The organism is Escherichia sp. E14V7, assembly GCF_004212225.1.
GTDB lineage: Bacteria > Pseudomonadota > Gammaproteobacteria > Enterobacterales > Enterobacteriaceae > Escherichia.
Genome location: NZ_RHJJ01000028.1, coordinates 1 through 17,137, shown reverse-complemented (window position 1 = coordinate 17,137; position 17,137 = coordinate 1). Strand labels below are relative to the sequence as shown.

Here is a 17,137-nt window from a genome sequence, read left to right as displayed (position 1 = left end):
TTCATTCCTGGCAGGAAAATAGCTTAACATTTGTTAGACTTATGGTTGTCGGCTTCATAGGGAGAATAACATGAGCATTATTAAAGAATTTCGCGAATTTGCGATGCGCGGGAACGTGGTGGATTTGGCGGTGGGTGTCATTATCGGTGCGGCATTCGGGAAGATCGTCTCTTCGCTGGTTGCCGATATCATCATGCCACCTTTGGGCTTATTAATTGGCGGGATCGATTTTAAACAGTTTGCTGTCACGCTACGCGATGCGCAGGGGGATATCCCTGCTGTTGTGATGCATTACGGTGTCTTCATTCAAAACGTCTTTGATTTTCTGATTGTGGCCTTTGCCATCTTTATGGCGATTAAGCTAATCAACAAACTGAATCGTAAGAAAGAAGAACCTGCAGCAGCACCTGCACCAACTAAAGAAGAAGTATTACTGACAGAGATTCGTGATTTGCTGAAAGAGCAAAATAACCGATCTTAACAAGCGCCTGAAAGCAGAAGGCCAGTGGTAAAAAAGTGATTTACTTTCTTGCCACTGGCCTCCCAGTTACCCCGATTGCCATGTTTTCCTTTTCGCATATAACTGCCTTTCCCTTTTTTATTTTTTTCTACACGCTGTCTGAACAAAGGGTCATGTAGTAATGCTTCAATCGCATTATCCTTTATCTGCCCTTTCGTATGCTGATATCGGCTCATAAAAACTCCAGTTGGTTATTTAACGGCGCGAGTGTAATCCCGTCAGTGCAAAAAATCAACAACCTGCTTTGACACCGCTGGCTCCTTGTTCAAGAGCTTCAAGGATAGAGCAATAAACGCTGCTATGGGCGCTACCACAACAGGCATCGTTAAGACGTTGCAAGGAACGCTGCATGCTCTGCAACTCGGCTATCCGCGCTTCCACTTCCTGTAATCTTTCCTGCACAATACCTTTTGATTCCTGACAAGTATGATGTTCAGGATCGATACGGATCGACAGCAACTCACGGATCGACTCGAGACTGAAACCAAGTTGTCTGGCATGCCGAATAAATTTCAACCGTTGGAGATCGCTTTCGGTATACAGACGAAAGCCTCCTACCGTACGAACTTCATGATCCATCATCTGCTGTTTTTCGTAATAACGTATTGTGTCGGGCGTAACTTCTGCCAGTTTTGCCAACTCACCAATGCGATACATAAATTATCTCTCAGTTGTCATTAATTTTATTCAGAAGCTTATCTGCATATTCGCCACGTAAAAATTCAGTGCTCAAACCTGCTTGCCGCAGTTTTAACTCCAGTAAAGATAACTGGCGGCTAACCTCTTGATATTTCGGATCATCCTGACGAATGCCTCTGAGAATATCCAAAAGCTGAATTGCTTCCTTCCGCTGCTCAAGTTCTGGCGGTAAACAGCCGGAATTCTTTAACAAGCGATAGCCCGCACGCAGTTCCGGCGGCACGTGTGTGTCATCTTCCAGGATTAATGGTTCACCACTACCTGGGAGATTTTCAAACTCACCTTTAGCCTGTGCTTCAGTAATATGGCGCTCTGCCCACTGGTCAAGTAACCACATAAATACTCCAGGGGATGTACAAAAAGAGTACAGCTATTGTAGATAAGTGGGGATACTACAGATATAAAAAAACCCGCCGGGGCGGGTTTTTTTACGTTGCTTCAGATTACTCTGCAGCAGCTTCTGCTTTCTCTGAACGATCAACCAGCTCGATGTAAGCCATCGGCGCGTTGTCGCCTGCACGGAAGCCACACTTCAGAATACGAGTGTAACCACCGGCACGGCTCGCGAAACGCGGGCCCAGTTCGTTAAACAGTTTTGCCACGATCTCGTTATCACGAGTACGGGCGAATGCCAGACGACGATTAGCAACGCTATCAGTCTTGGCAAGAGTAATCAGCGGCTCAACTACGCGGCGCAGCTCTTTCGCTTTAGGCAGAGTCGTCTTGATGATTTCATGACGAACCAGTGAACCTGCCATATTGCGGAACATAGCCTGGCGATGGCTGCTGTTGCGGTTCAGTTGACGACCACTCTTACGATGGCGCATGACCTTATCCTTCTCAGTAAAACCTTAACCTGTGATCCGGTTACTCGTCAGCGATGCTTGCCGGTGGCCAGTTTTCCAGGCGCATACCCAGAGACAGTCCACGGGAAGCCAGCACGTCTTTAATCTCAGTAAGAGATTTTTTACCAAGGTTAGGCGTTTTAAGGAGCTCAACCTCGGTACGTTGTACCAGATCACCGATATAGTGGATAGCTTCTGCTTTAAGGCAGTTAGCAGAGCGGACAGTCAATTCCAGATCGTCAACAGGGCGCAGCAGGATCGGATCGAACTCTGGTTTCTCTTCTTTCACTTCCGGCTGACGTACATCACGTAAGTCAACGAAAGCTTCCAGTTGTTCAGCCAGAATGGTTGCCGCACGACGAATCGCCTCTTCAGGATCGATTGTGCCGTTGGTTTCCATTTCGATGACCAGCTTGTCCAGGTCGGTACGCTGTTCTACACGCGCTGCTTCAACATTGTAGGCAATACGCTCTACAGGGCTGTAGCATGCGTCGACCAGCAGACGGCCGATTGGGCGCTCATCTTCTTCCGAATGAATTCGGGTAGAAGCCGGCACATAACCACGACCGCGCTGAACTTTGATACGCATGCTAATAGACGCGTTCTCATCGGTCAGGTGGCAGATCACGTGCTGCGGCTTGACGATTTCGACATCACCGTCGTGGGTGATATCGGCTGCAGTCACAGGGCCAATGCCAGATTTATTCAAGGTAAGAATAACTTCATCTTTGCCCTGAACTCTCACCGCCAGCCCTTTCAGGTTGAGCAGGATTTCCAGGATATCTTCCTGAACGCCTTCTTTGGTGCTGTACTCATGTAGTACACCATCAATCTCAACCTCGGTCACCGCGCAACCCGGCATCGATGAGAGCAGAATACGGCGCAGTGCGTTACCCAGAGTATGGCCAAAGCCACGCTCTAAAGGCTCAAGGGTCACCTTGGCGTGCGTCGAACTCACTTGCTCGATATCAACCAGGCGCGGTTTTAGAAACTCTGTCACAGAACCCTGCATTGTGTCCTCTCTTTGGTACTAAGCTTTACTTGGAGTAAAGCTCGACGATCAGGTGTTCGTTAATGTCCGCAGACAGATCAGAACGCTCCGGCTTACGCTTAAACGTACCTTCCATCTTGCCAGCATCAACTTCCAGCCAGGTTGGCTTTTCACGCTGCTCAGCCAGCTCCAGAGCGGCTTTCACGCGAGACTGCTTCTTCGCTTTCTCACGAATGCTTACAACGTCATTCGGACTAACCTGATAAGAAGCGATGTTAACAACACGACCGTTTACCATAATTGCTTTATGGCTAACCAGCTGACGTGCTTCTGCACGAGTGGCACCGAAGCCCATACGGTATACAACGTTGTCCAGACGACCTTCCAGCAGAGCCAACAGGTTTTCACCGGTGTTGCCTTTCAGACGTGCTGCTTCTTTGTAGTAGTTACGGAACTGACGCTCCAGCACACCATAGATACGGCGAACTTTTTGCTTTTCACGCAACTGCACACCATAGTCAGACAGACGCGGTTTACGCGCACCGTGCTGGCCAGGAGCTTGTTCAATTTTACACTTGGTATCGATCGCGCGAACGCCAGACTTAAGGAATAAGTCGGTGCCCTCACGACGGCTCAGCTTGAGCTTAGGACCCAAATATCTTGCCATTTTCTTTCTCCAACAAACCTGGAAAACGAAGCGTTATACGCGACGTTTTTTCGGCGGACGACAACCGTTATGAGGGATCGGAGTCACATCAGTAATGTTAGTGATGCGGAAACCTGCGGCGTTCAGAGCACGAATAGTAGATTCGCGGCCTGGACCCGGACCTTTAACCATAACTTCCAGATTCTTGATACCGTATTCTTTCACGGCGTCAGCGCAACGCTCTGCTGCAACCTGAGCTGCAAACGGAGTGGATTTGCGAGAACCACGGAAACCGGAACCACCGGCTGTTGCCCAACCCAACGCGTTACCCTGACGATCAGTGATAGTCACGATGGTGTTGTTGAAAGAAGCATGGATATGAGCCACGCCGTCAGAGACTTGTTTTCTTACACGTTTACGTGCACGAATTGGTGCCTTTGCCATTATTCAATCACCCCGATTATTTCTTGATCGGTTTGCGCGGACCCTTACGGGTACGTGCGTTGGTCTTGGTACGCTGACCGCGAACCGGTAGACCACGACGATGACGCAAACCGCGATAGCAACCAAGATCCATCAGGCGCTTGATGCTCATGCTGATTTCACGGCGCAGATCACCTTCAACGACAAATTTGGCAACTTCGTCACGCAGCGTGTCGATTTGTCCTTCAGACAGCTCACTGATCTTAACATCTTCAGCGATACCCGCTGCAGCCAGGATGGCTTTAGAACGGGTCTTGCCGACGCCATAAATCGAAGTTAATGCGATTACGGCATGCTTATGATCAGGAATGTTAATGCCTGCTATACGGGCCACTATGCACTCCTACTATTTAATATGTACGTTCCATGCTGAAAAGCCCGTTTTCAGGATACTCAAATGGAAACGCACAGACATACAAAAGATTGGCTGGCTAATCTAGCCAGCTCAACCCAACTTTGCAAGAAAAATATGCGAATAAATCAGCCTTGGCGCTGTTTATGCTTCGGCTCGGCACTGCAAATCACACGGATGACACCATCACGCTTAACGATTTTGCAGTTACGGCATAATTTCTTGACGGAAGCACGAACTTTCATTTTTACTCTCCGTAACTTCTCGGGCGACCAATTATCGGCCGTAGCCTTTCAGGTTCGCCTTCTTCAATGCAGACTCATACTGACTGGACATCATCAGAGTTTGCACTTGAGCCATAAAGTCCATAATCACGACAACAACGATAAGCAGTGAGGTCCCACCGAAGTAGAACGGTACTTTCATTGCATCACGCATGAACTCCGGGATCAGGCAGATAAAGGTAATGTACAGCGCACCAACCAGGGTCAGGCGGGTCATAACTTTATCGATATACTTCGCCGTTTGCTCTCCCGGACGAATTCCTGGTACAAATGCACCGGACTTCTTCAGGTTATCTGCTGTTTCACGCGGGTTGAAAACCAACGCCGTGTAGAAGAAACAGAAGAAGATGATTGCAGACGCATAGAGTAACACATAAAGCGGTTGCCCAGGCTGCAAATACAGCGAAATTGTTGTCAGCCAGTTCCAACCAGTACCGCCCCCGAACCATGACGCGATGGTAGCCGGGAACAGAATAATACTGGAAGCGAAAATTGCCGGGATTACCCCCGCCATATTCACTTTCAGCGGTAAATGTGTGCTCTGTGCAGCATAGACACGACGACCTTGCTGACGTTTTGCGTAGTTTACCACAATGCGGCGTTGACCACGCTCAACAAATACAACAAAGAACGTCACTGCAAATACTAATACTGCAACCAACAGCAACACGAGGAAGTGCAGGTCGCCTTGACGCGCTTGCTCGATAGTATGGGCAATGGCTGGCGGGAGTCCCGCGACAATACCGGCGAAGATAATGATTGAAATACCGTTGCCGATACCTCGTTCAGTGATCTGTTCGCCCAACCACATCAGGAACATCGTTCCTGTGACCAGACTTACAACAGCGGTGAAGTAGAATGCAAAGCCCGGGTTAATAACCAGGCCTTGCATACCAGGCATATTCGGCAGACCGGTAGCAATACCGATCGACTGGAATATTGCCAGCACCAGAGTACCGTAACGGGTGTACTGGCTGATCTTACGACGACCAGACTCCCCTTCTTTCTTAATTTCTGCCAACGTTGGGTGAACCACCGTCAGCAGCTGGATAATGATCGACGCCGAAATATACGGCATGATCCCCAGAGCAAAGATAGAAGCACGGCTGAGAGCACCACCAGAGAACATGTTAAACATCTCAATGATAGTGCCTCGCTGTTGCTCAAGCAGTTTGGCAAGTACAGCGGCATCAATACCAGGGATCGGAATAAAAGAGCCAATACGGAACACAATCAGCGCACCGATAACAAACAGCAGTCTGCGTTTCAGCTCGCCTAAGCCACCTTTGGCACTTTGAAAATCTAATCCCGGTTGTTTAGCCATCTGCTACTTATTCCTCGATTTTACCGCCAGCAGCTTCGATAGCAGCACGAGCGCCTTTAGTAACACGCAGGCCACGAACAGTTACCGGAGTCGTTACTTCGCCAGCCAGGATCACTTTCGCGAACTCGATCTGGATACCGATAATGTTAGCCGCTTTCAGCGTGTTCAGGTCTACAACACCGCCTTCTACTTTAGCCAGGTCAGACAGACGAACTTCGGCTGTAATCGCTGCTTTACGAGAAGTGAAGCCGAATTTCGGCAGACGACGGTACAGAGGCATCTGACCACCCTCGAAACCGCGACGTACGCCACCGCCAGAACGAGATTTCTGACCTTTGTGACCACGACCACCGGTTTTACCGAGGCCAGAACCGATACCACGACCCAGGCGTTTACCCGCCTTTTTGGAGCCTTCGGCCGGAGACAGAGTATTTAAACGCATCTCTTACTCCTCAACTTTAACCATGAAGGAAACCGCGTTGATCATACCGCGAATAGCAGGAGTATCCTCGCGCTCTACGGTGTGACCAATACGACGCAGACCCAGGCCAAGCAGCGTTGCCTTGTGTTTCGGCAGACGACCGATTGCACTGCGGGTTTGAGTAATTTTAATAGTCTTTGCCATGGTTTATTTCCCCAGAATTTCTTCAACGGATTTACCACGCTTGGCAGCGACCATTTCTGGAGAATTCATATTTTCCAGGCCATCGATAGTTGCACGAACCACGTTAATCGGGTTGGTGGAACCATACGCTTTAGCCAGAACGTTATGAACCCCAGCGACTTCCAGAACGGCGCGCATTGCACCACCGGCGATGATACCGGTACCTTCGGAAGCCGGCTGCATGAATACGCGAGAACCCGTATGAACACCTTTAACAGGGTGTTGCAGAGTGCCGTTATTCAGCGCGACGTTAATCATATTGCGACGGGCTTTTTCCATCGCTTTCTGGATCGCTGCTGGAACTTCACGCGCTTTACCGTAACCAAAACCAACGCGACCATTACCATCGCCAACTACAGTCAGAGCTGTGAAGGAGAAAATACGACCACCTTTAACGGTTTTAGATACGCGGTTTACCGCGATCAGCTTTTCCTGCAGTTCGCCAGCTTGTTTTTCGATGTGAGCCATCTTACACCTCTACCTTAGAACTGAAGGCCAGCTTCACGGGCAGCATCTGCCAGTGCCTGGACACGACCATGATATTGGAACCCGGAACGGTCAAAGGATACATCTTTGATGCCTTTTTCCAGAGCGCGTTCAGCGACAGCTTTACCCACAGCTGCAGCCGCGTCTTTGTTACCGGTGTACTTCAGTTGTTCAGCGATAGCTTTTTCTACAGTAGAAGCAGCTACCAGAACTTCAGAACCGTTCGGTGCAATTACCTGTGCGTAAATGTGACGCGGGGTACGATGTACCACCAGGCGAGTTGCGCCCAGCTCCTGGAGCTTGCGGCGTGCGCGGGTCGCACGACGGATACGAGCAGATTTCTTATCCATAGTGTTACCTTACTTCTTCTTAGCCTCTTTGGTACGCACGACTTCGTCGGCGTAACGAACACCCTTGCCTTTGTAAGGCTCAGGACGACGGTAGGCGCGCAGATCCGCTGCAACCTGGCCGATCATCTGCTTATCAGCGCCTTTCAGCACGATTTCAGTCTGAGTCGGACATTCAGCAGTGATACCCGCAGGCAGCTGATGGTCAACAGGATGAGAGAAACCCAGAGACAGGTTAATCACATTGCCTTTAACCGCTGCACGGTAACCTACACCAACCAGCTGCAGCTTCTTAGTGAAGCCTTCGGTAACACCGATAACCATTGAGTTCAGCAGGGCACGCGCGGTACCAGCCTGAGCCCAACCGTCTGCGTAACCATCACGCGGACCGAAGGTCAGGGTATTATCTGCATGTTTAACTTCAACAGCATCGTTGAGAGTACGAGTCAGCTCGCCGTTTTTACCTTTGATCGTAATAACCTGACCGTTGATTTTTACATCAACGCCGGCAGGAACAACGACCGGTGCTTTAGCAACACGAGACATTTTTTCCTCCGATTAGGCTACGTAGCAGATAATTTCGCCACCAAGACCAGCCTGGCGCGCTGCACGATCAGTCATAACACCTTTAGAGGTAGAAACAACTGCGATACCCAGACCCGCCATAACTTTCGGCAGCTCATCTTTACGTTTATAGATGCGCAGACCTGGGCGGCTGACACGCTGAATGCTTTCTACAACAGCTTTGCCCTGGAAATACTTCAGAGTAAGTTCCAGTTCAGGCTTGGTGTCGCCTTCAACTTTAAAATCTTCAATAAAACCTTCTTCCTTCAGCACGTTGGCGATTGCCACTTTCAGCTTGGAGGAAGGCATGGTGACCGCAGCTTTGTTCGCGGCCTGACCGTTACGGATACGGGTCAGCATATCCGCGATCGGATCTTGCATGCTCATCTGTCTTTACTCCCGTGATTCAATTGGTGACAATTACCAGCTAGCCTTTTTCAGACCCGGGATTTCACCGCGCATAGCGGCTTCACGGACCTTAATACGGCTCAACCCGAACTTCCGCAGGAAACCATGCGGACGACCTGTTTGACGGCAGCGGTTACGCTGACGAGACGGGCTGGAATCACGCGGCAGAGTCTGCAGCTTGAGAACAGCATTCCAACGATCTTCGTCGGAAGCGTTCACATCAGAGATGATCGCTTTCAGTTCAGCGCGTTTCGCGAAGTATTTATCAGCTAAAGCTACGCGTTTTACTTCGCGTGCTTTCATTGATTGCTTAGCCATTTAGTAACCCTACCTTACTTGCGGAACGGGAAGTCAAAGGCAGCCAGCAGAGCACGGCCTTCTTCGTCAGATTTCGCAGTAGTGGTAATGGTAATATCCAAACCACGAACGCGGTCGACTTTATCGTAGTCGATTTCTGGGAAGATGATCTGCTCACGGACACCCATGCTGTAGTTACCACGACCGTCGAAAGACTTAGCGGACAAGCCACGGAAGTCACGGATACGCGGTACAGCAATAGTGATCAGGCGCTCAAAGAACTCCCACATGCGTTCGCCACGCAGAGTTACTTTACAGCCGATCGGATAGCCCTGACGGATTTTGAAGCCTGCAACAGATTTGCGTGCTTTGGTGATCAGCGGTTTTTGACCGGAGATTGCTGCCAGGTCTGCTGCTGCGTTATCCAGCAGTTTTTTGTCAGCGATCGCTTCACCAACACCCATGTTCAGGGTGATCTTCTCGACCCGAGGGACTTGCATGACAGAATTGTAGTTAAACTCAGTCATGAGTTTTTTAACTACTTCGTCTTTGTAGTAATCATGCAGTTTCGCCATCGTACTACTCCAAATTACTTGATAGTTTCGCTGTTAGACTTGAAGAAACGGACTTTTTTGCCGTCTTCGAATCTAAAGCCTACACGGTCAGCCTTGCCGGTTGCCGCATTGAAGATTGCTACGTTGGAAACCTGAATAGCGGCTTCTTTTTCAACGATGCCACCCGGTTGGTTCAGGGCCGGAACCGGCTTCTGATGTTTCTTAACCAGGTTGATACCTTCAACAATGACCTTGCCGGAAGACAGGACATTCTTAACTTTACCGCGTTTACCTTTATCTTTACCGGTTAACACGATAACTTCGTCATCACGACGGATTTTCGCTGCCATGATTCGCTCCTTAGAGTACTTCTGGTGCCAGAGAGATAATTTTCATGAACTTCTCACTACGAAGCTCACGAGTTACCGGCCCAAAAATACGCGTACCGATAGGCTGCTCGCTGTTGTTGTTCAGAAGAACACAAGCATTACCATCGAAGCGAATGACAGAACCGTCCGGGCGACGAACACCCTTCTTGGTGCGCACCACTACCGCCTTCAGCACATCACCTTTTTTGACCTTACCACGCGGAATTGCTTCTTTGATGGTGATCTTGATGATGTCGCCTACGCCTGCGTAGCGACGGTGCGAGCCACCCAGAACCTTGATACACATTACGCGACGTGCACCGGAGTTGTCGGCGACGTTCAGCATAGTCTGTTCTTGGATCATTTTAGTGCTCCGCTAATGTCAACTACTACTGAGACCCGAAAATCAGGTCGTTAAAAATCCCCATATCGAGGGCGCGGCATTATAACACCGCTTCAAGGATATGGGTAGAAAAAATAAACGGCTCATTTCTGAGCCGTTTATTCGTATCGAGAGAGTGTACTGTATTACAGAACCGCTTTCTCTACAACGCGAACCAGCGTCCAGGATTTAGTCTTGGACAGCGGACGGCATTCGCGGATTTCAACCACGTCACCGATACCGCATTCGTTGTTCTCGTCATGTACGTGCAGTTTGGTCGTACGCTTGATGAATTTACCGTAGATCGGGTGTTTCACAAAACGTTCGATAGCAACAACAATGGATTTCTCCATTTTGTCGCTAACAACGCGACCTTGCAGAGTACGGATTTTATCGGTCATTACGCACCCGCCTTCTCGTTCAGTAAAGTCTTAACGCGTGCGACATCGCGACGCACTTGCTTCAACAGGTGAGACTGTTGCAGCTGGCCACTTGCAGCCTGCATACGCAGGTTGAACTGCTCACGCAGCAGGTTCAGCAGCTCGGTGTTCAGCTCTTCAACGCTCTTCTCACGCAGCTCTTTTGCTTTCATTACATCACCGTCTTAGTTACAAAGGTGGTTTTAATCGGCAGTTTCGCTGCTGCCAGCTTGAATGCTTCACGGGCCAGCTCTTCCGGAACACCGTCCATTTCATACAGGACTTTACCCGGCTGAATCAAGGCAACCCAATACTCCACGTTACCTTTACCTTTACCCATACGCACTGCCAGCGGCTTTTCAGTGATCGGTTTGTCCGGGAACACACGGATCCAGATCTTACCTTGACGCTTAACTGCACGGGTCATAGCACGACGTGCTGCTTCGATCTGACGTGCAGTCAGACGACCACGGCCAACAGCTTTCAGACCGAAGCTGCCGAAGCTAACATCCGTACCCTGCGCCAGACCGCGGTTACGGCCTTTGTGCATTTTACGGAATTTTGTACGCTTTGGTTGTAACATCAGCGACGCTCCTTATTTACGGCCTTTACGCTGCTGCTTTTTAGGCTGAGCAGCCGGTTTTTCCGGTTGTTCAACAGCAGCCATACCACCCAGGATCTCGCCTTTGAAGATCCACACTTTAACGCCGATTACACCGTAAGTGGTGTGCGCTTCAGAGGTGTTGTAGTCGATGTCAGCACGCAGAGTGTGCAGCGGTACGCGACCTTCGCGGTACCATTCGGTACGTGCGATTTCCGCGCCGCCCAGACGGCCGCTAACTTCAACTTTAATACCTTTAGCGCCCAGACGCATTGCGTTCTGTACAGCACGCTTCATAGCACGACGGAACATAACGCGACGTTCCAGCTGAGAAGTGATGCTGTCAGCAACCAGTTTTGCGTCCAGTTCAGGCTTACGAACTTCGGCGATGTTGATCTGTGCAGGAACGCCAGCGATGTCCGCTACGACCTTACGCAGTTTTTCTACGTCTTCACCTTTTTTACCGATAACGATACCCGGGCGAGCAGTGTGAATGGTTACACGAATGCTCTTAGCCGGACGCTCGATAACGATACGAGATACGGACGCTTTAGCCAGTTCCTTTGTCAGGTACTGACGTACTTTAAAATCGCTGTCCAGGTTGTCAGCGAATTCTTTGGTGTTCGCAAACCAGGTAGAGTTCCATGGTTTTACAATACCCAGGCGAATACCATTAGGATGTACTTTCTGACCCATTGCTAGTCTCCAGAGTCTCAGCGATCGGACACAACCACAGTGATGTGGCTGGTGCGCTTCAGGATGCGATCTGCACGACCTTTTGCACGCGGCATAATGCGCTTCATGCTCGGGCCTTCGTCTACGAAAATTTTCGTAACTTTCAGATCGTCAATGTCAGCGCCATCGTTGTGTTCAGCGTTAGCAATGGCAGATTCCAGAACTTTCTTGACCAGTACAGCCGCTTTCTTGTTGGTGTAGGTCAAAATATCCAGAGCCTGCGACACTTTCTTACCGCGAATCAGGTCAGCAACAAGGCGAACCTTCTGAGCAGAAGAACGAGCATGGCGATGTTTAGCGATAGTTTCCATCTCTTCCTCCTACCTTATTTCTTTTTCGCTTTTTTATCAGCAGCGTGGCCGCGATAAGTACGAGTCGGTGCGAATTCACCCAGTTTGTGGCCGACCATTTCGTCGGTTACAAATACCGGAACGTGCTGACGACCATTATGGACAGCGATGGTCAAACCGATCATGTTAGGAAAGATCGTTGAACGACGGGACCAAGTGCGCAGGGGCTTCTTGTCTCCGCTTTCCACCGCTTTCTCTACCTTCTTCAGCAAGTGCAGGTCAATAAAAGGACCTTTCTTGAGAGAACGTGGCATGGCTTATCCTCTAAAATTATTTGCTACGGCGACGTACGATGAATTTATCAGTACGCTTGTTGCTGCGGGTCTTCTTACCTTTGGTCTGAACGCCCCACGGAGTTACCGGGTGCTTACCAAAGTTACGACCTTCACCACCACCATGTGGGTGGTCTACCGGGTTCATCGCGGTACCGCGAACGGTCGGACGAACACCACGCCAGCGTGCAGCACCTGCTTTACCCAGAACGCGCAGCATATGCTCAGCATTGCCAACTTCGCCCAGAGTTGCACGGCAGTCTGCTTCTACTTTACGCATTTCACCAGAACGCAGACGCAGGGTGACATAAGCACCATCACGAGCAACGATCTGAACGTAAGTACCAGCGGAACGTGCCAGCTGACCGCCTTTACCTGGTTTCATTTCTACGTTGTGAACAGTAGAACCAACCGGGATGTTGCGCATCGGCAGGGTGTTACCTGGTTTGATTGCAGCATCAACGCCAGACTGAATCTGGTCGCCAGCTTTCAGGCCTTTAGGGGCCAGGATGTAACGGCGTTCACCGTCTTTGTACAGAACCAGCGCGATGTTCGCGGAACGGTTCGGATCGTACTCAAGACGTTCAACAACTGCCGGGATACCGTCTTTGTTGCGTTTGAAGTCAACAATACGGTAAGCCTGCTTGTGGCCACCACCGATATGACGAGTGGTGATACGGCCATTGTTGTTACGACCACCGGATTTGCTGTTTTTTTCCAGCAACGGAGCAAAAGGTTTGCCCTTGTGCAGCTCAGGGTTAACCACTTTAACAACGTGGCGACGACCCGGAGATGTCGGTTTACATTTAACAACTGCCATTGTATTACTCCTCCGACTTACTCAGCGCCGCCAACGAAGTCCAGATTCTGGCCTTCTTTCAGGGTGACGTAAGCTTTTTTCCAGTCGCTACGACGACCGATACGCTGTCCGTGACGTTTAACTTTCCCTTTAACTACCAGGGTGTTAACGACTTCGACTTCGACTTCAAACAGTTTCTGCACAGCAGCTTTGATTTCTGCTTTGGTCGCGTCTTTAGCAACTTTGAGTACGATGGTGTTGGATTTTTCCATCGCAGTAGACGCTTTTTCAGAAACGTGCGGTGCACGCAGCACCTTCAGCAGACGTTCTTCACGAATCATGCCAGCATCTCCTCAACTTGCTTAACAGCATCAGCAGTCATTACGACTTTGTCGAAGGCGATCAGGCTAACCGGGTCGATACCAGTTGCATCGCGTACGTCAACCTTGTGCAGGTTGCGCGCAGCCAGGAACAGGTTCTCGTCCAGCTCACCGGTGATGATCAGCACATCTTCCAGAGCCATGTCTTTCAGTTTCTGTGCCAGCAGCTTGGTTTTCGGTGCTTCTACAGAGAACTTCTCGACAACGATCAGACGATCCTGACGTACCAGTTCGGACAGGATGCTTTTCAGCGCGCCGCGGTACATCTTCTTGTTAACTTTTTGACTGTGGTCCTGCGGACGAGCAGCGAAGGTCACGCCACCAGAACGCCAAATCGGGCTCTTGATAGAACCAGAACGCGCACGGCCGGTGCCTTTCTGGCGCCACGGTTTTTTACCGGAACCAGTTACTTCAGCACGAGTCTTCTGAGCACGAGTACCCTGACGAGCACCGGCTGCATAAGCAACAACAACCTGGTGAACCAGCGCTTCGTTGAAATCACGACCGAAGGTAGTTTCGGAAACAGTCAGCGCGCTCTGCGCGTCTTTCAATACTAATTCCATTGCTATCTCCTTACGCCTTCACAGCTGGTTTAACGATCAGGTCGCTACCGGTTGCACCCGGGACAGCACCTTTAACCAGCAGCAGGTTGCGCTCAGCGTCAACGCGTACTACGTCAAGGCTCTGAACGGTTACACGTTCGTTACCCATCTGACCTGCCATTTTCTTGCCTTTGAACACTTTGCCCGGAGTCTGGTTCTGACCGATAGAACCCGGAACGCGGTGAGACAAGGAGTTACCGTGGGTTGCGTCCTGGGTACGGAAGTTCCAGCGCTTAACGGTACCTGCGAAACCTTTACCTTTAGAGGTGCCAGTTACGTCAACTTTTTTAACGTCAGCAAACAGTTCAACGCTAATGCTCTGACCTACAGTGAACTCTTCGCCTTCAGCCAGGCGGAATTCCCACAGACCACGGCCAGCTTCTACGCCAGCTTTAGCGAAGTGGCCAGCTTCAGGCTTGGTCACACGGTTAGCTTTTTTAGCACCGGTGGTTACCTGAATAGCACGGTAGCCATCGTTAGCCAGGTCTTTAACCTGAGTAACGCGGTTTGCTTCAACTTCGATTACGGTTACTGGGATAGAAACGCCGTCTTCTGTGAAGATACGGGTCATACCCACTTTTTTACCGACTAAACCAATCATTGTTTCAACCTCTCAATCGCTCAATGACCTGATTAACCCAGGCTGATCTGCACGTCTACACCGGCAGCCAGATCCAGACGCATCAGAGCATCAACGGTTTTCTCGGTTGGCTCAACGATGTCAACCAGACGCAAGTGAGTACGGATTTCGTACTGATCGCGCGCGTCTTTGTTGACGTGCGGAGAGATCAGAACAGTGAAGCGCTCTTTGCGTGTCGGCAGCGGGATCGGACCACGGACCTGCGCACCAGTGCGCTTGGCAGTCTCGACGATTTCCGCGGTTGCTTGATCGATCAGACGATGATCAAACGCTTTCAGGCGGATACGGATTCTTTGGTTCTGCATGAGACCAGAGCTCCAATTATTTTATAAACGAAAATGATTACTCCTCAGACCCATTACGATTGATGGGAGAGTGTAACCGTTCTTACGTAGCCCCCCGATTGGGAGCATTGTTAGGTAGCCAAATTCGGCTAACTGAGGTTCAGATTGAACCTGCTGTCAACTACGACAAGCCCGCGCATTATACGCAAATCTGAGATTGACGCAAGCATCGGGTAGAAATTAATCGCAACGCATAGATTGCGAGCTGCATTCCACGAAATTTGTAAGGTCGTGAAGATAGCGTTTTTCACCGGAACCTGGTTAACAAACCAGCGATTTCTCTGTTGCTGAGTATCCGGAGTTATTCGATGGTGATACTCCAATTACAGAGGATGTTTTATGGTCGCTACCTTTCCCTTTCTGATTTTATACGTTTGCTTATCAGTCCTACTTTTTTTCTGGGATGCAAAGCATGGCTTGTTACCTGACAGGTTTACCTGCCCGTTACTCTGGTCAGGTCTTTTGTTCTATCAGTTTTGTCATCCTGACGGTTTAGCCGATGCGTTATGGGGGGCGATTATTGGTTACGGCACATTCGCTGTCATTTACTGGGGATATCGCATACTGCGTCATAAAGAAGGATTAGGCTATGGTGATGTGAAGTTTCTCGCCGCCCTTGGCGCCTGGCATACATGGGCCTTCTTGCCACGGCTGGTTTTCCTTGCCGCCTCCTTCGCTTGCGGAGCCGTAGTTATTGGTCTGCTCATGAGAGGAAAAGAATCATTAAAAAACCCGCTGCCTTTTGGGCCATTTCTGGCAGCTGCGGGTTTCATTGTAGGCTGGGATAGTCTGCTGTCAGGCTATTAATCTTTAACTTTAATTTGTGATTGCAGATAATTTTGCAGGCCGATTTTACCGATGAGATCCAGTTCAGTTTCGAGCCAGTCGATATGACCTTCTTCATCAGCAAGGATCTCGATCATCATATCGCGGCTAACATAGTCATGAACGCTGTCGGCATAAGCGATAGCCTCACGAAGATCCTTCGCACCTTCCAGCTCTAATCGCAGGTCGGATTGCAGCATCTCTTCGACATCTTCACCGATCCCTAGCTTGCCTAAATCCTGTAAGTTAGGGATCCCTTCTAAGAACAAAATACGCTCGATATATTTATCGGCGTGCTTCATCTCATCGATAGATTCATGGTATTCGACATCATTAAGGCGCATCAGGCCCCAGTTTTTAAACATACGGGCATGAAGAAAATACTGATTGATCGCGACAAGCTCATTTCCCAATAGTTTATTGAGATAATTTATGATTTTAACATCACCTTTCATTTTATAGTCCCTCCGCTTCCACTATTAGAGCGTAGATGGGGCTAGCGGGATGTCAAAAAATAAGCGTGAGCTTCAGGCAATCTCTTTAAATTCGGGCATCTGCATCAATTCGTCCTGCATCACTTCGCGTGCGGCGCGAATGCACTTACCGCATTGATTTCCCACAGGAATAAACTTGCGTAATTGTTGGAAAGACTGAGGATGAAACTGACGGACTGCCTGGCGAATTTTTTTGTCACTTACACCATTACACAAACAAACGTACATGATTACTCCCGTTCAAATTCTGCGCAAAGTGTAAATGAGAATAGTTATGATTACAATAGCACAATTTTATTTGCGCCACAGTTCAGCGAGCGAAATTACGACTAAATATTTCGAACTCAAATTACGGGCAGCAAAAAGGGCGCCTAAGCGCCCTTTTTAATTCGAAACTAATTAACGCGTAATTAGCTCAGAACTTTAGCAACAACGCCCGCACCAACGGTACGGCCGCCTTCA

At 49.6% G+C, this 17,137-nt stretch carries 35 protein-coding genes; 2 read left to right on the top strand and 33 right to left on the bottom strand.

Annotated elements, in window-relative coordinates:
* Window positions 1-70 precede the first annotated feature (70 nt).
* Window positions 71-481, top strand: coding sequence for a large-conductance mechanosensitive channel protein MscL (gene mscL, locus D9741_RS23070; RefSeq protein WP_000022442.1), 411 nt, complete (start codon window positions 71-73; stop codon window positions 479-481).
* Here mscL and arfA read toward each other — a convergent pair.
* From arfA to rpsJ, 31 genes are all read right to left on the bottom strand, one after another.
* Window positions 478-696, bottom strand: a complete 219-nt coding sequence (arfA, locus tag D9741_RS23065) for an alternative ribosome-rescue factor ArfA (RefSeq protein ID WP_000092696.1) — start codon at window positions 694-696, stop codon at window positions 478-480. The two genes, mscL and arfA, sit on opposite strands and share 4 nt — an antisense overlap.
* Window positions 697-751: 55 nt before the next feature.
* A complete protein-coding gene (gene zntR / locus D9741_RS23060) occupies window positions 752-1,177 on the bottom strand; it encodes a Zn(2+)-responsive transcriptional regulator (protein ID WP_130217606.1) in 426 nt (141 codons plus the stop codon).
* Window positions 1,178-1,187: 10 nt separating this feature from the next.
* Window positions 1,188-1,556 carry a DUF1992 domain-containing protein gene (locus tag D9741_RS23055; RefSeq protein ID WP_130217608.1) on the bottom strand — a complete coding sequence of 123 codons (369 nt, stop codon included), beginning with the start codon at window positions 1,554-1,556 and terminating at the stop codon, window positions 1,188-1,190.
* 106 nt (window positions 1,557-1,662) lie between these two features.
* Window positions 1,663-2,046 (bottom strand): 50S ribosomal protein L17, encoded by a 384-nt coding sequence (gene rplQ, locus D9741_RS23050; RefSeq protein ID WP_001216368.1) that lies wholly within the window; start codon window positions 2,044-2,046, stop codon window positions 1,663-1,665.
* 40 nt (window positions 2,047-2,086) lie between these two features.
* Window positions 2,087-3,076 carry a DNA-directed RNA polymerase subunit alpha gene (gene rpoA, locus D9741_RS23045; protein ID WP_001162094.1) on the bottom strand — a complete coding sequence of 330 codons (990 nt, stop codon included), beginning with the start codon at window positions 3,074-3,076 and terminating at the stop codon, window positions 2,087-2,089.
* A 25-nt stretch (window positions 3,077-3,101) separates the two neighbouring features.
* The gene (gene rpsD, locus D9741_RS23040) at window positions 3,102-3,722 is read right to left on the bottom strand and encodes a 30S ribosomal protein S4 (protein WP_000135224.1); all 621 of its coding nucleotides are present in this window, start codon (window positions 3,720-3,722) and stop codon (window positions 3,102-3,104) included.
* Window positions 3,723-3,755: 33 nt separating this feature from the next.
* Complete coding sequence (rpsK, locus tag D9741_RS23035; RefSeq protein ID WP_001029684.1) at window positions 3,756-4,145, bottom strand: 30S ribosomal protein S11; 390 nt, start codon at window positions 4,143-4,145, stop codon at window positions 3,756-3,758.
* A 16-nt stretch (window positions 4,146-4,161) separates the two neighbouring features.
* Entirely contained in the window at window positions 4,162-4,518 is a 357-nt protein-coding gene (rpsM, locus tag D9741_RS23030) for a 30S ribosomal protein S13 (protein WP_000090775.1), read from the bottom strand.
* A gap of 146 nt (window positions 4,519-4,664) precedes the next feature.
* On the bottom strand, window positions 4,665-4,781 hold the full coding sequence (gene rpmJ, locus D9741_RS23025; RefSeq protein ID WP_000868187.1) for a 50S ribosomal protein L36: 117 nt from the start codon (window positions 4,779-4,781) through the stop codon (window positions 4,665-4,667).
* A gap of 31 nt (window positions 4,782-4,812) precedes the next feature.
* Window positions 4,813-6,144 (bottom strand): preprotein translocase subunit SecY, encoded by a 1,332-nt coding sequence (secY, locus tag D9741_RS23020; protein ID WP_001118861.1) that lies wholly within the window; start codon window positions 6,142-6,144, stop codon window positions 4,813-4,815.
* Window positions 6,145-6,151: 7 nt separating this feature from the next.
* Window positions 6,152-6,586, bottom strand: a complete 435-nt coding sequence (rplO, locus tag D9741_RS23015; RefSeq protein ID WP_001238917.1) for a 50S ribosomal protein L15 — start codon at window positions 6,584-6,586, stop codon at window positions 6,152-6,154.
* Window positions 6,587-6,589: 3 nt separating this feature from the next.
* Window positions 6,590-6,769 (bottom strand): 50S ribosomal protein L30, encoded by a 180-nt coding sequence (rpmD, locus tag D9741_RS23010; RefSeq protein WP_001140433.1) that lies wholly within the window; start codon window positions 6,767-6,769, stop codon window positions 6,590-6,592.
* Window positions 6,770-6,772: 3 nt separating this feature from the next.
* Window positions 6,773-7,276, bottom strand: a complete 504-nt coding sequence (gene rpsE, locus D9741_RS23005) for a 30S ribosomal protein S5 (protein ID WP_000940121.1) — start codon at window positions 7,274-7,276, stop codon at window positions 6,773-6,775.
* A gap of 14 nt (window positions 7,277-7,290) precedes the next feature.
* On the bottom strand, window positions 7,291-7,644 hold the full coding sequence (gene rplR, locus D9741_RS23000) for a 50S ribosomal protein L18 (protein WP_000358960.1): 354 nt from the start codon (window positions 7,642-7,644) through the stop codon (window positions 7,291-7,293).
* A 9-nt stretch (window positions 7,645-7,653) separates the two neighbouring features.
* Window positions 7,654-8,187: a 50S ribosomal protein L6 gene (gene rplF / locus D9741_RS22995; protein WP_064524927.1), complete on the bottom strand. Its 534-nt coding sequence runs from the start codon at window positions 8,185-8,187 to the stop codon at window positions 7,654-7,656.
* 12 nt (window positions 8,188-8,199) lie between these two features.
* Window positions 8,200-8,592, bottom strand: a complete 393-nt coding sequence (rpsH, locus tag D9741_RS22990; protein ID WP_000062611.1) for a 30S ribosomal protein S8 — start codon at window positions 8,590-8,592, stop codon at window positions 8,200-8,202.
* A 33-nt stretch (window positions 8,593-8,625) separates the two neighbouring features.
* Window positions 8,626-8,931: a 30S ribosomal protein S14 gene (gene rpsN, locus D9741_RS22985; protein ID WP_001118930.1), complete on the bottom strand. Its 306-nt coding sequence runs from the start codon at window positions 8,929-8,931 to the stop codon at window positions 8,626-8,628.
* Between the two features lie 14 nt (window positions 8,932-8,945).
* Window positions 8,946-9,485, bottom strand: coding sequence for a 50S ribosomal protein L5 (gene rplE, locus D9741_RS22980; RefSeq protein ID WP_001096200.1), 540 nt, complete (start codon window positions 9,483-9,485; stop codon window positions 8,946-8,948).
* Between the two features lie 14 nt (window positions 9,486-9,499).
* A complete protein-coding gene (gene rplX, locus D9741_RS22975; RefSeq protein WP_000729185.1) occupies window positions 9,500-9,814 on the bottom strand; it encodes a 50S ribosomal protein L24 in 315 nt (104 codons plus the stop codon).
* Window positions 9,815-9,824: 10 nt separating this feature from the next.
* Window positions 9,825-10,196, bottom strand: a complete 372-nt coding sequence (gene rplN, locus D9741_RS22970; RefSeq protein WP_000613955.1) for a 50S ribosomal protein L14 — start codon at window positions 10,194-10,196, stop codon at window positions 9,825-9,827.
* Window positions 10,197-10,360: 164 nt separating this feature from the next.
* Window positions 10,361-10,615 (bottom strand): 30S ribosomal protein S17, encoded by a 255-nt coding sequence (rpsQ, locus tag D9741_RS22965; RefSeq protein WP_000130100.1) that lies wholly within the window; start codon window positions 10,613-10,615, stop codon window positions 10,361-10,363.
* Window positions 10,615-10,806, bottom strand: coding sequence for a 50S ribosomal protein L29 (rpmC, locus tag D9741_RS22960; protein WP_000644741.1), 192 nt, complete (start codon window positions 10,804-10,806; stop codon window positions 10,615-10,617). Before rpmC ends, rpsQ begins: the two co-directional genes overlap by 1 nt.
* Window positions 10,806-11,216, bottom strand: coding sequence for a 50S ribosomal protein L16 (rplP, locus tag D9741_RS22955; protein ID WP_000941212.1), 411 nt, complete (start codon window positions 11,214-11,216; stop codon window positions 10,806-10,808). Before rplP ends, rpmC begins: the two co-directional genes overlap by 1 nt.
* A gap of 12 nt (window positions 11,217-11,228) precedes the next feature.
* Window positions 11,229-11,930, bottom strand: coding sequence for a 30S ribosomal protein S3 (rpsC, locus tag D9741_RS22950; protein WP_000529945.1), 702 nt, complete (start codon window positions 11,928-11,930; stop codon window positions 11,229-11,231).
* A gap of 17 nt (window positions 11,931-11,947) precedes the next feature.
* A complete protein-coding gene (gene rplV, locus D9741_RS22945; RefSeq protein ID WP_000447529.1) occupies window positions 11,948-12,280 on the bottom strand; it encodes a 50S ribosomal protein L22 in 333 nt (110 codons plus the stop codon).
* Between the two features lie 14 nt (window positions 12,281-12,294).
* Window positions 12,295-12,573, bottom strand: a complete 279-nt coding sequence (rpsS, locus tag D9741_RS22940; RefSeq protein ID WP_001138117.1) for a 30S ribosomal protein S19 — start codon at window positions 12,571-12,573, stop codon at window positions 12,295-12,297.
* Window positions 12,574-12,589: 16 nt separating this feature from the next.
* Window positions 12,590-13,411, bottom strand: coding sequence for a 50S ribosomal protein L2 (rplB, locus tag D9741_RS22935; RefSeq protein WP_000301864.1), 822 nt, complete (start codon window positions 13,409-13,411; stop codon window positions 12,590-12,592).
* Window positions 13,412-13,428: 17 nt separating this feature from the next.
* Window positions 13,429-13,731, bottom strand: coding sequence for a 50S ribosomal protein L23 (gene rplW, locus D9741_RS22930; RefSeq protein WP_000617544.1), 303 nt, complete (start codon window positions 13,729-13,731; stop codon window positions 13,429-13,431).
* On the bottom strand, window positions 13,728-14,333 hold the full coding sequence (gene rplD, locus D9741_RS22925) for a 50S ribosomal protein L4 (protein ID WP_000424395.1): 606 nt from the start codon (window positions 14,331-14,333) through the stop codon (window positions 13,728-13,730). The genes rplW and rplD overlap by 4 nt, the downstream gene beginning before the upstream one ends.
* A 10-nt stretch (window positions 14,334-14,343) precedes the next feature.
* On the bottom strand, window positions 14,344-14,973 hold the full coding sequence (gene rplC / locus D9741_RS22920) for a 50S ribosomal protein L3 (protein ID WP_000579833.1): 630 nt from the start codon (window positions 14,971-14,973) through the stop codon (window positions 14,344-14,346).
* Window positions 14,974-15,005: 32 nt separating this feature from the next.
* Window positions 15,006-15,317: a 30S ribosomal protein S10 gene (rpsJ, locus tag D9741_RS22915; protein WP_001181004.1), complete on the bottom strand. Its 312-nt coding sequence runs from the start codon at window positions 15,315-15,317 to the stop codon at window positions 15,006-15,008.
* Window positions 15,318-15,695: 378 nt separating this feature from the next.
* Between rpsJ and D9741_RS22910 the strand changes: the two genes are divergently transcribed.
* A complete protein-coding gene (locus tag D9741_RS22910) occupies window positions 15,696-16,163 on the top strand; it encodes an A24 family peptidase (protein WP_130217610.1) in 468 nt (155 codons plus the stop codon).
* Here D9741_RS22910 and bfr read toward each other — a convergent pair.
* Window positions 16,160-16,636, bottom strand: coding sequence for a bacterioferritin (gene bfr / locus D9741_RS22905; protein WP_000675515.1), 477 nt, complete (start codon window positions 16,634-16,636; stop codon window positions 16,160-16,162). The two genes, D9741_RS22910 and bfr, sit on opposite strands and share 4 nt — an antisense overlap.
* A 72-nt stretch (window positions 16,637-16,708) precedes the next feature.
* Entirely contained in the window at window positions 16,709-16,903 is a 195-nt protein-coding gene (gene bfd / locus D9741_RS22900) for a bacterioferritin-associated ferredoxin (RefSeq protein ID WP_000289090.1), read from the bottom strand.
* Window positions 16,904-17,137 lie beyond the last annotated feature (234 nt).

What these genes read in the sequence shown, in the direction of transcription:
- rpsD (WP_000135224.1), bottom strand. Translation starts at nt 3,722, where the DNA reads ATGGCAAGATATTTGGGTCCTAAGCTCAAGCTGAGCCGTCGTGAGGGC.
- rpmJ (WP_000868187.1), bottom strand. Translation starts at nt 4,781, where the DNA reads ATGAAAGTTCGTGCTTCCGTCAAGAAATTATGCCGTAACTGCAAAATC.
- rpmC (WP_000644741.1), bottom strand. Translation starts at nt 10,806, where the DNA reads ATGAAAGCAAAAGAGCTGCGTGAGAAGAGCGTTGAAGAGCTGAACACC.
- rpoA (WP_001162094.1), bottom strand. Translation starts at nt 3,076, where the DNA reads ATGCAGGGTTCTGTGACAGAGTTTCTAAAACCGCGCCTGGTTGATATC.
- rpsK (WP_001029684.1), bottom strand. Translation starts at nt 4,145, where the DNA reads ATGGCAAAGGCACCAATTCGTGCACGTAAACGTGTAAGAAAACAAGTC.
- rplE (WP_001096200.1), bottom strand. Translation starts at nt 9,485, where the DNA reads ATGGCGAAACTGCATGATTACTACAAAGACGAAGTAGTTAAAAAACTC.
- rplW (WP_000617544.1), bottom strand. Translation starts at nt 13,731, where the DNA reads ATGATTCGTGAAGAACGTCTGCTGAAGGTGCTGCGTGCACCGCACGTT.
- rplB (WP_000301864.1), bottom strand. Translation starts at nt 13,411, where the DNA reads ATGGCAGTTGTTAAATGTAAACCGACATCTCCGGGTCGTCGCCACGTT.
- bfr (WP_000675515.1), bottom strand. Translation starts at nt 16,636, where the DNA reads ATGAAAGGTGATGTTAAAATCATAAATTATCTCAATAAACTATTGGGA.
- D9741_RS22910 (WP_130217610.1), top strand. Translation starts at nt 15,696, where the DNA reads ATGGTCGCTACCTTTCCCTTTCTGATTTTATACGTTTGCTTATCAGTC.
- D9741_RS23055 (WP_130217608.1), bottom strand. Translation starts at nt 1,556, where the DNA reads ATGTGGTTACTTGACCAGTGGGCAGAGCGCCATATTACTGAAGCACAG.
- rplF (WP_064524927.1), bottom strand. Translation starts at nt 8,187, where the DNA reads ATGTCTCGTGTTGCTAAAGCACCGGTCGTTGTTCCTGCCGGCGTTGAT.
- rpsE (WP_000940121.1), bottom strand. Translation starts at nt 7,276, where the DNA reads ATGGCTCACATCGAAAAACAAGCTGGCGAACTGCAGGAAAAGCTGATC.
- rplV (WP_000447529.1), bottom strand. Translation starts at nt 12,280, where the DNA reads ATGGAAACTATCGCTAAACATCGCCATGCTCGTTCTTCTGCTCAGAAG.
- rplN (WP_000613955.1), bottom strand. Translation starts at nt 10,196, where the DNA reads ATGATCCAAGAACAGACTATGCTGAACGTCGCCGACAACTCCGGTGCA.
- rpsQ (WP_000130100.1), bottom strand. Translation starts at nt 10,615, where the DNA reads ATGACCGATAAAATCCGTACTCTGCAAGGTCGCGTTGTTAGCGACAAA.
- rplQ (WP_001216368.1), bottom strand. Translation starts at nt 2,046, where the DNA reads ATGCGCCATCGTAAGAGTGGTCGTCAACTGAACCGCAACAGCAGCCAT.
- secY (WP_001118861.1), bottom strand. Translation starts at nt 6,144, where the DNA reads ATGGCTAAACAACCGGGATTAGATTTTCAAAGTGCCAAAGGTGGCTTA.
- bfd (WP_000289090.1), bottom strand. Translation starts at nt 16,903, where the DNA reads ATGTACGTTTGTTTGTGTAATGGTGTAAGTGACAAAAAAATTCGCCAG.
- rpsN (WP_001118930.1), bottom strand. Translation starts at nt 8,931, where the DNA reads ATGGCTAAGCAATCAATGAAAGCACGCGAAGTAAAACGCGTAGCTTTA.
- rplP (WP_000941212.1), bottom strand. Translation starts at nt 11,216, where the DNA reads ATGTTACAACCAAAGCGTACAAAATTCCGTAAAATGCACAAAGGCCGT.
- rplO (WP_001238917.1), bottom strand. Translation starts at nt 6,586, where the DNA reads ATGCGTTTAAATACTCTGTCTCCGGCCGAAGGCTCCAAAAAGGCGGGT.
- rplX (WP_000729185.1), bottom strand. Translation starts at nt 9,814, where the DNA reads ATGGCAGCGAAAATCCGTCGTGATGACGAAGTTATCGTGTTAACCGGT.
- rpsC (WP_000529945.1), bottom strand. Translation starts at nt 11,930, where the DNA reads ATGGGTCAGAAAGTACATCCTAATGGTATTCGCCTGGGTATTGTAAAA.
- zntR (WP_130217606.1), bottom strand. Translation starts at nt 1,177, where the DNA reads ATGTATCGCATTGGTGAGTTGGCAAAACTGGCAGAAGTTACGCCCGAC.
- rpsS (WP_001138117.1), bottom strand. Translation starts at nt 12,573, where the DNA reads ATGCCACGTTCTCTCAAGAAAGGTCCTTTTATTGACCTGCACTTGCTG.
- rpsJ (WP_001181004.1), bottom strand. Translation starts at nt 15,317, where the DNA reads ATGCAGAACCAAAGAATCCGTATCCGCCTGAAAGCGTTTGATCATCGT.
- rpmD (WP_001140433.1), bottom strand. Translation starts at nt 6,769, where the DNA reads ATGGCAAAGACTATTAAAATTACTCAAACCCGCAGTGCAATCGGTCGT.
- mscL (WP_000022442.1), top strand. Translation starts at nt 71, where the DNA reads ATGAGCATTATTAAAGAATTTCGCGAATTTGCGATGCGCGGGAACGTG.
- rplR (WP_000358960.1), bottom strand. Translation starts at nt 7,644, where the DNA reads ATGGATAAGAAATCTGCTCGTATCCGTCGTGCGACCCGCGCACGCCGC.
- arfA (WP_000092696.1), bottom strand. Translation starts at nt 696, where the DNA reads ATGAGCCGATATCAGCATACGAAAGGGCAGATAAAGGATAATGCGATT.
- rplD (WP_000424395.1), bottom strand. Translation starts at nt 14,333, where the DNA reads ATGGAATTAGTATTGAAAGACGCGCAGAGCGCGCTGACTGTTTCCGAA.
- rpsH (WP_000062611.1), bottom strand. Translation starts at nt 8,592, where the DNA reads ATGAGCATGCAAGATCCGATCGCGGATATGCTGACCCGTATCCGTAAC.
- rplC (WP_000579833.1), bottom strand. Translation starts at nt 14,973, where the DNA reads ATGATTGGTTTAGTCGGTAAAAAAGTGGGTATGACCCGTATCTTCACA.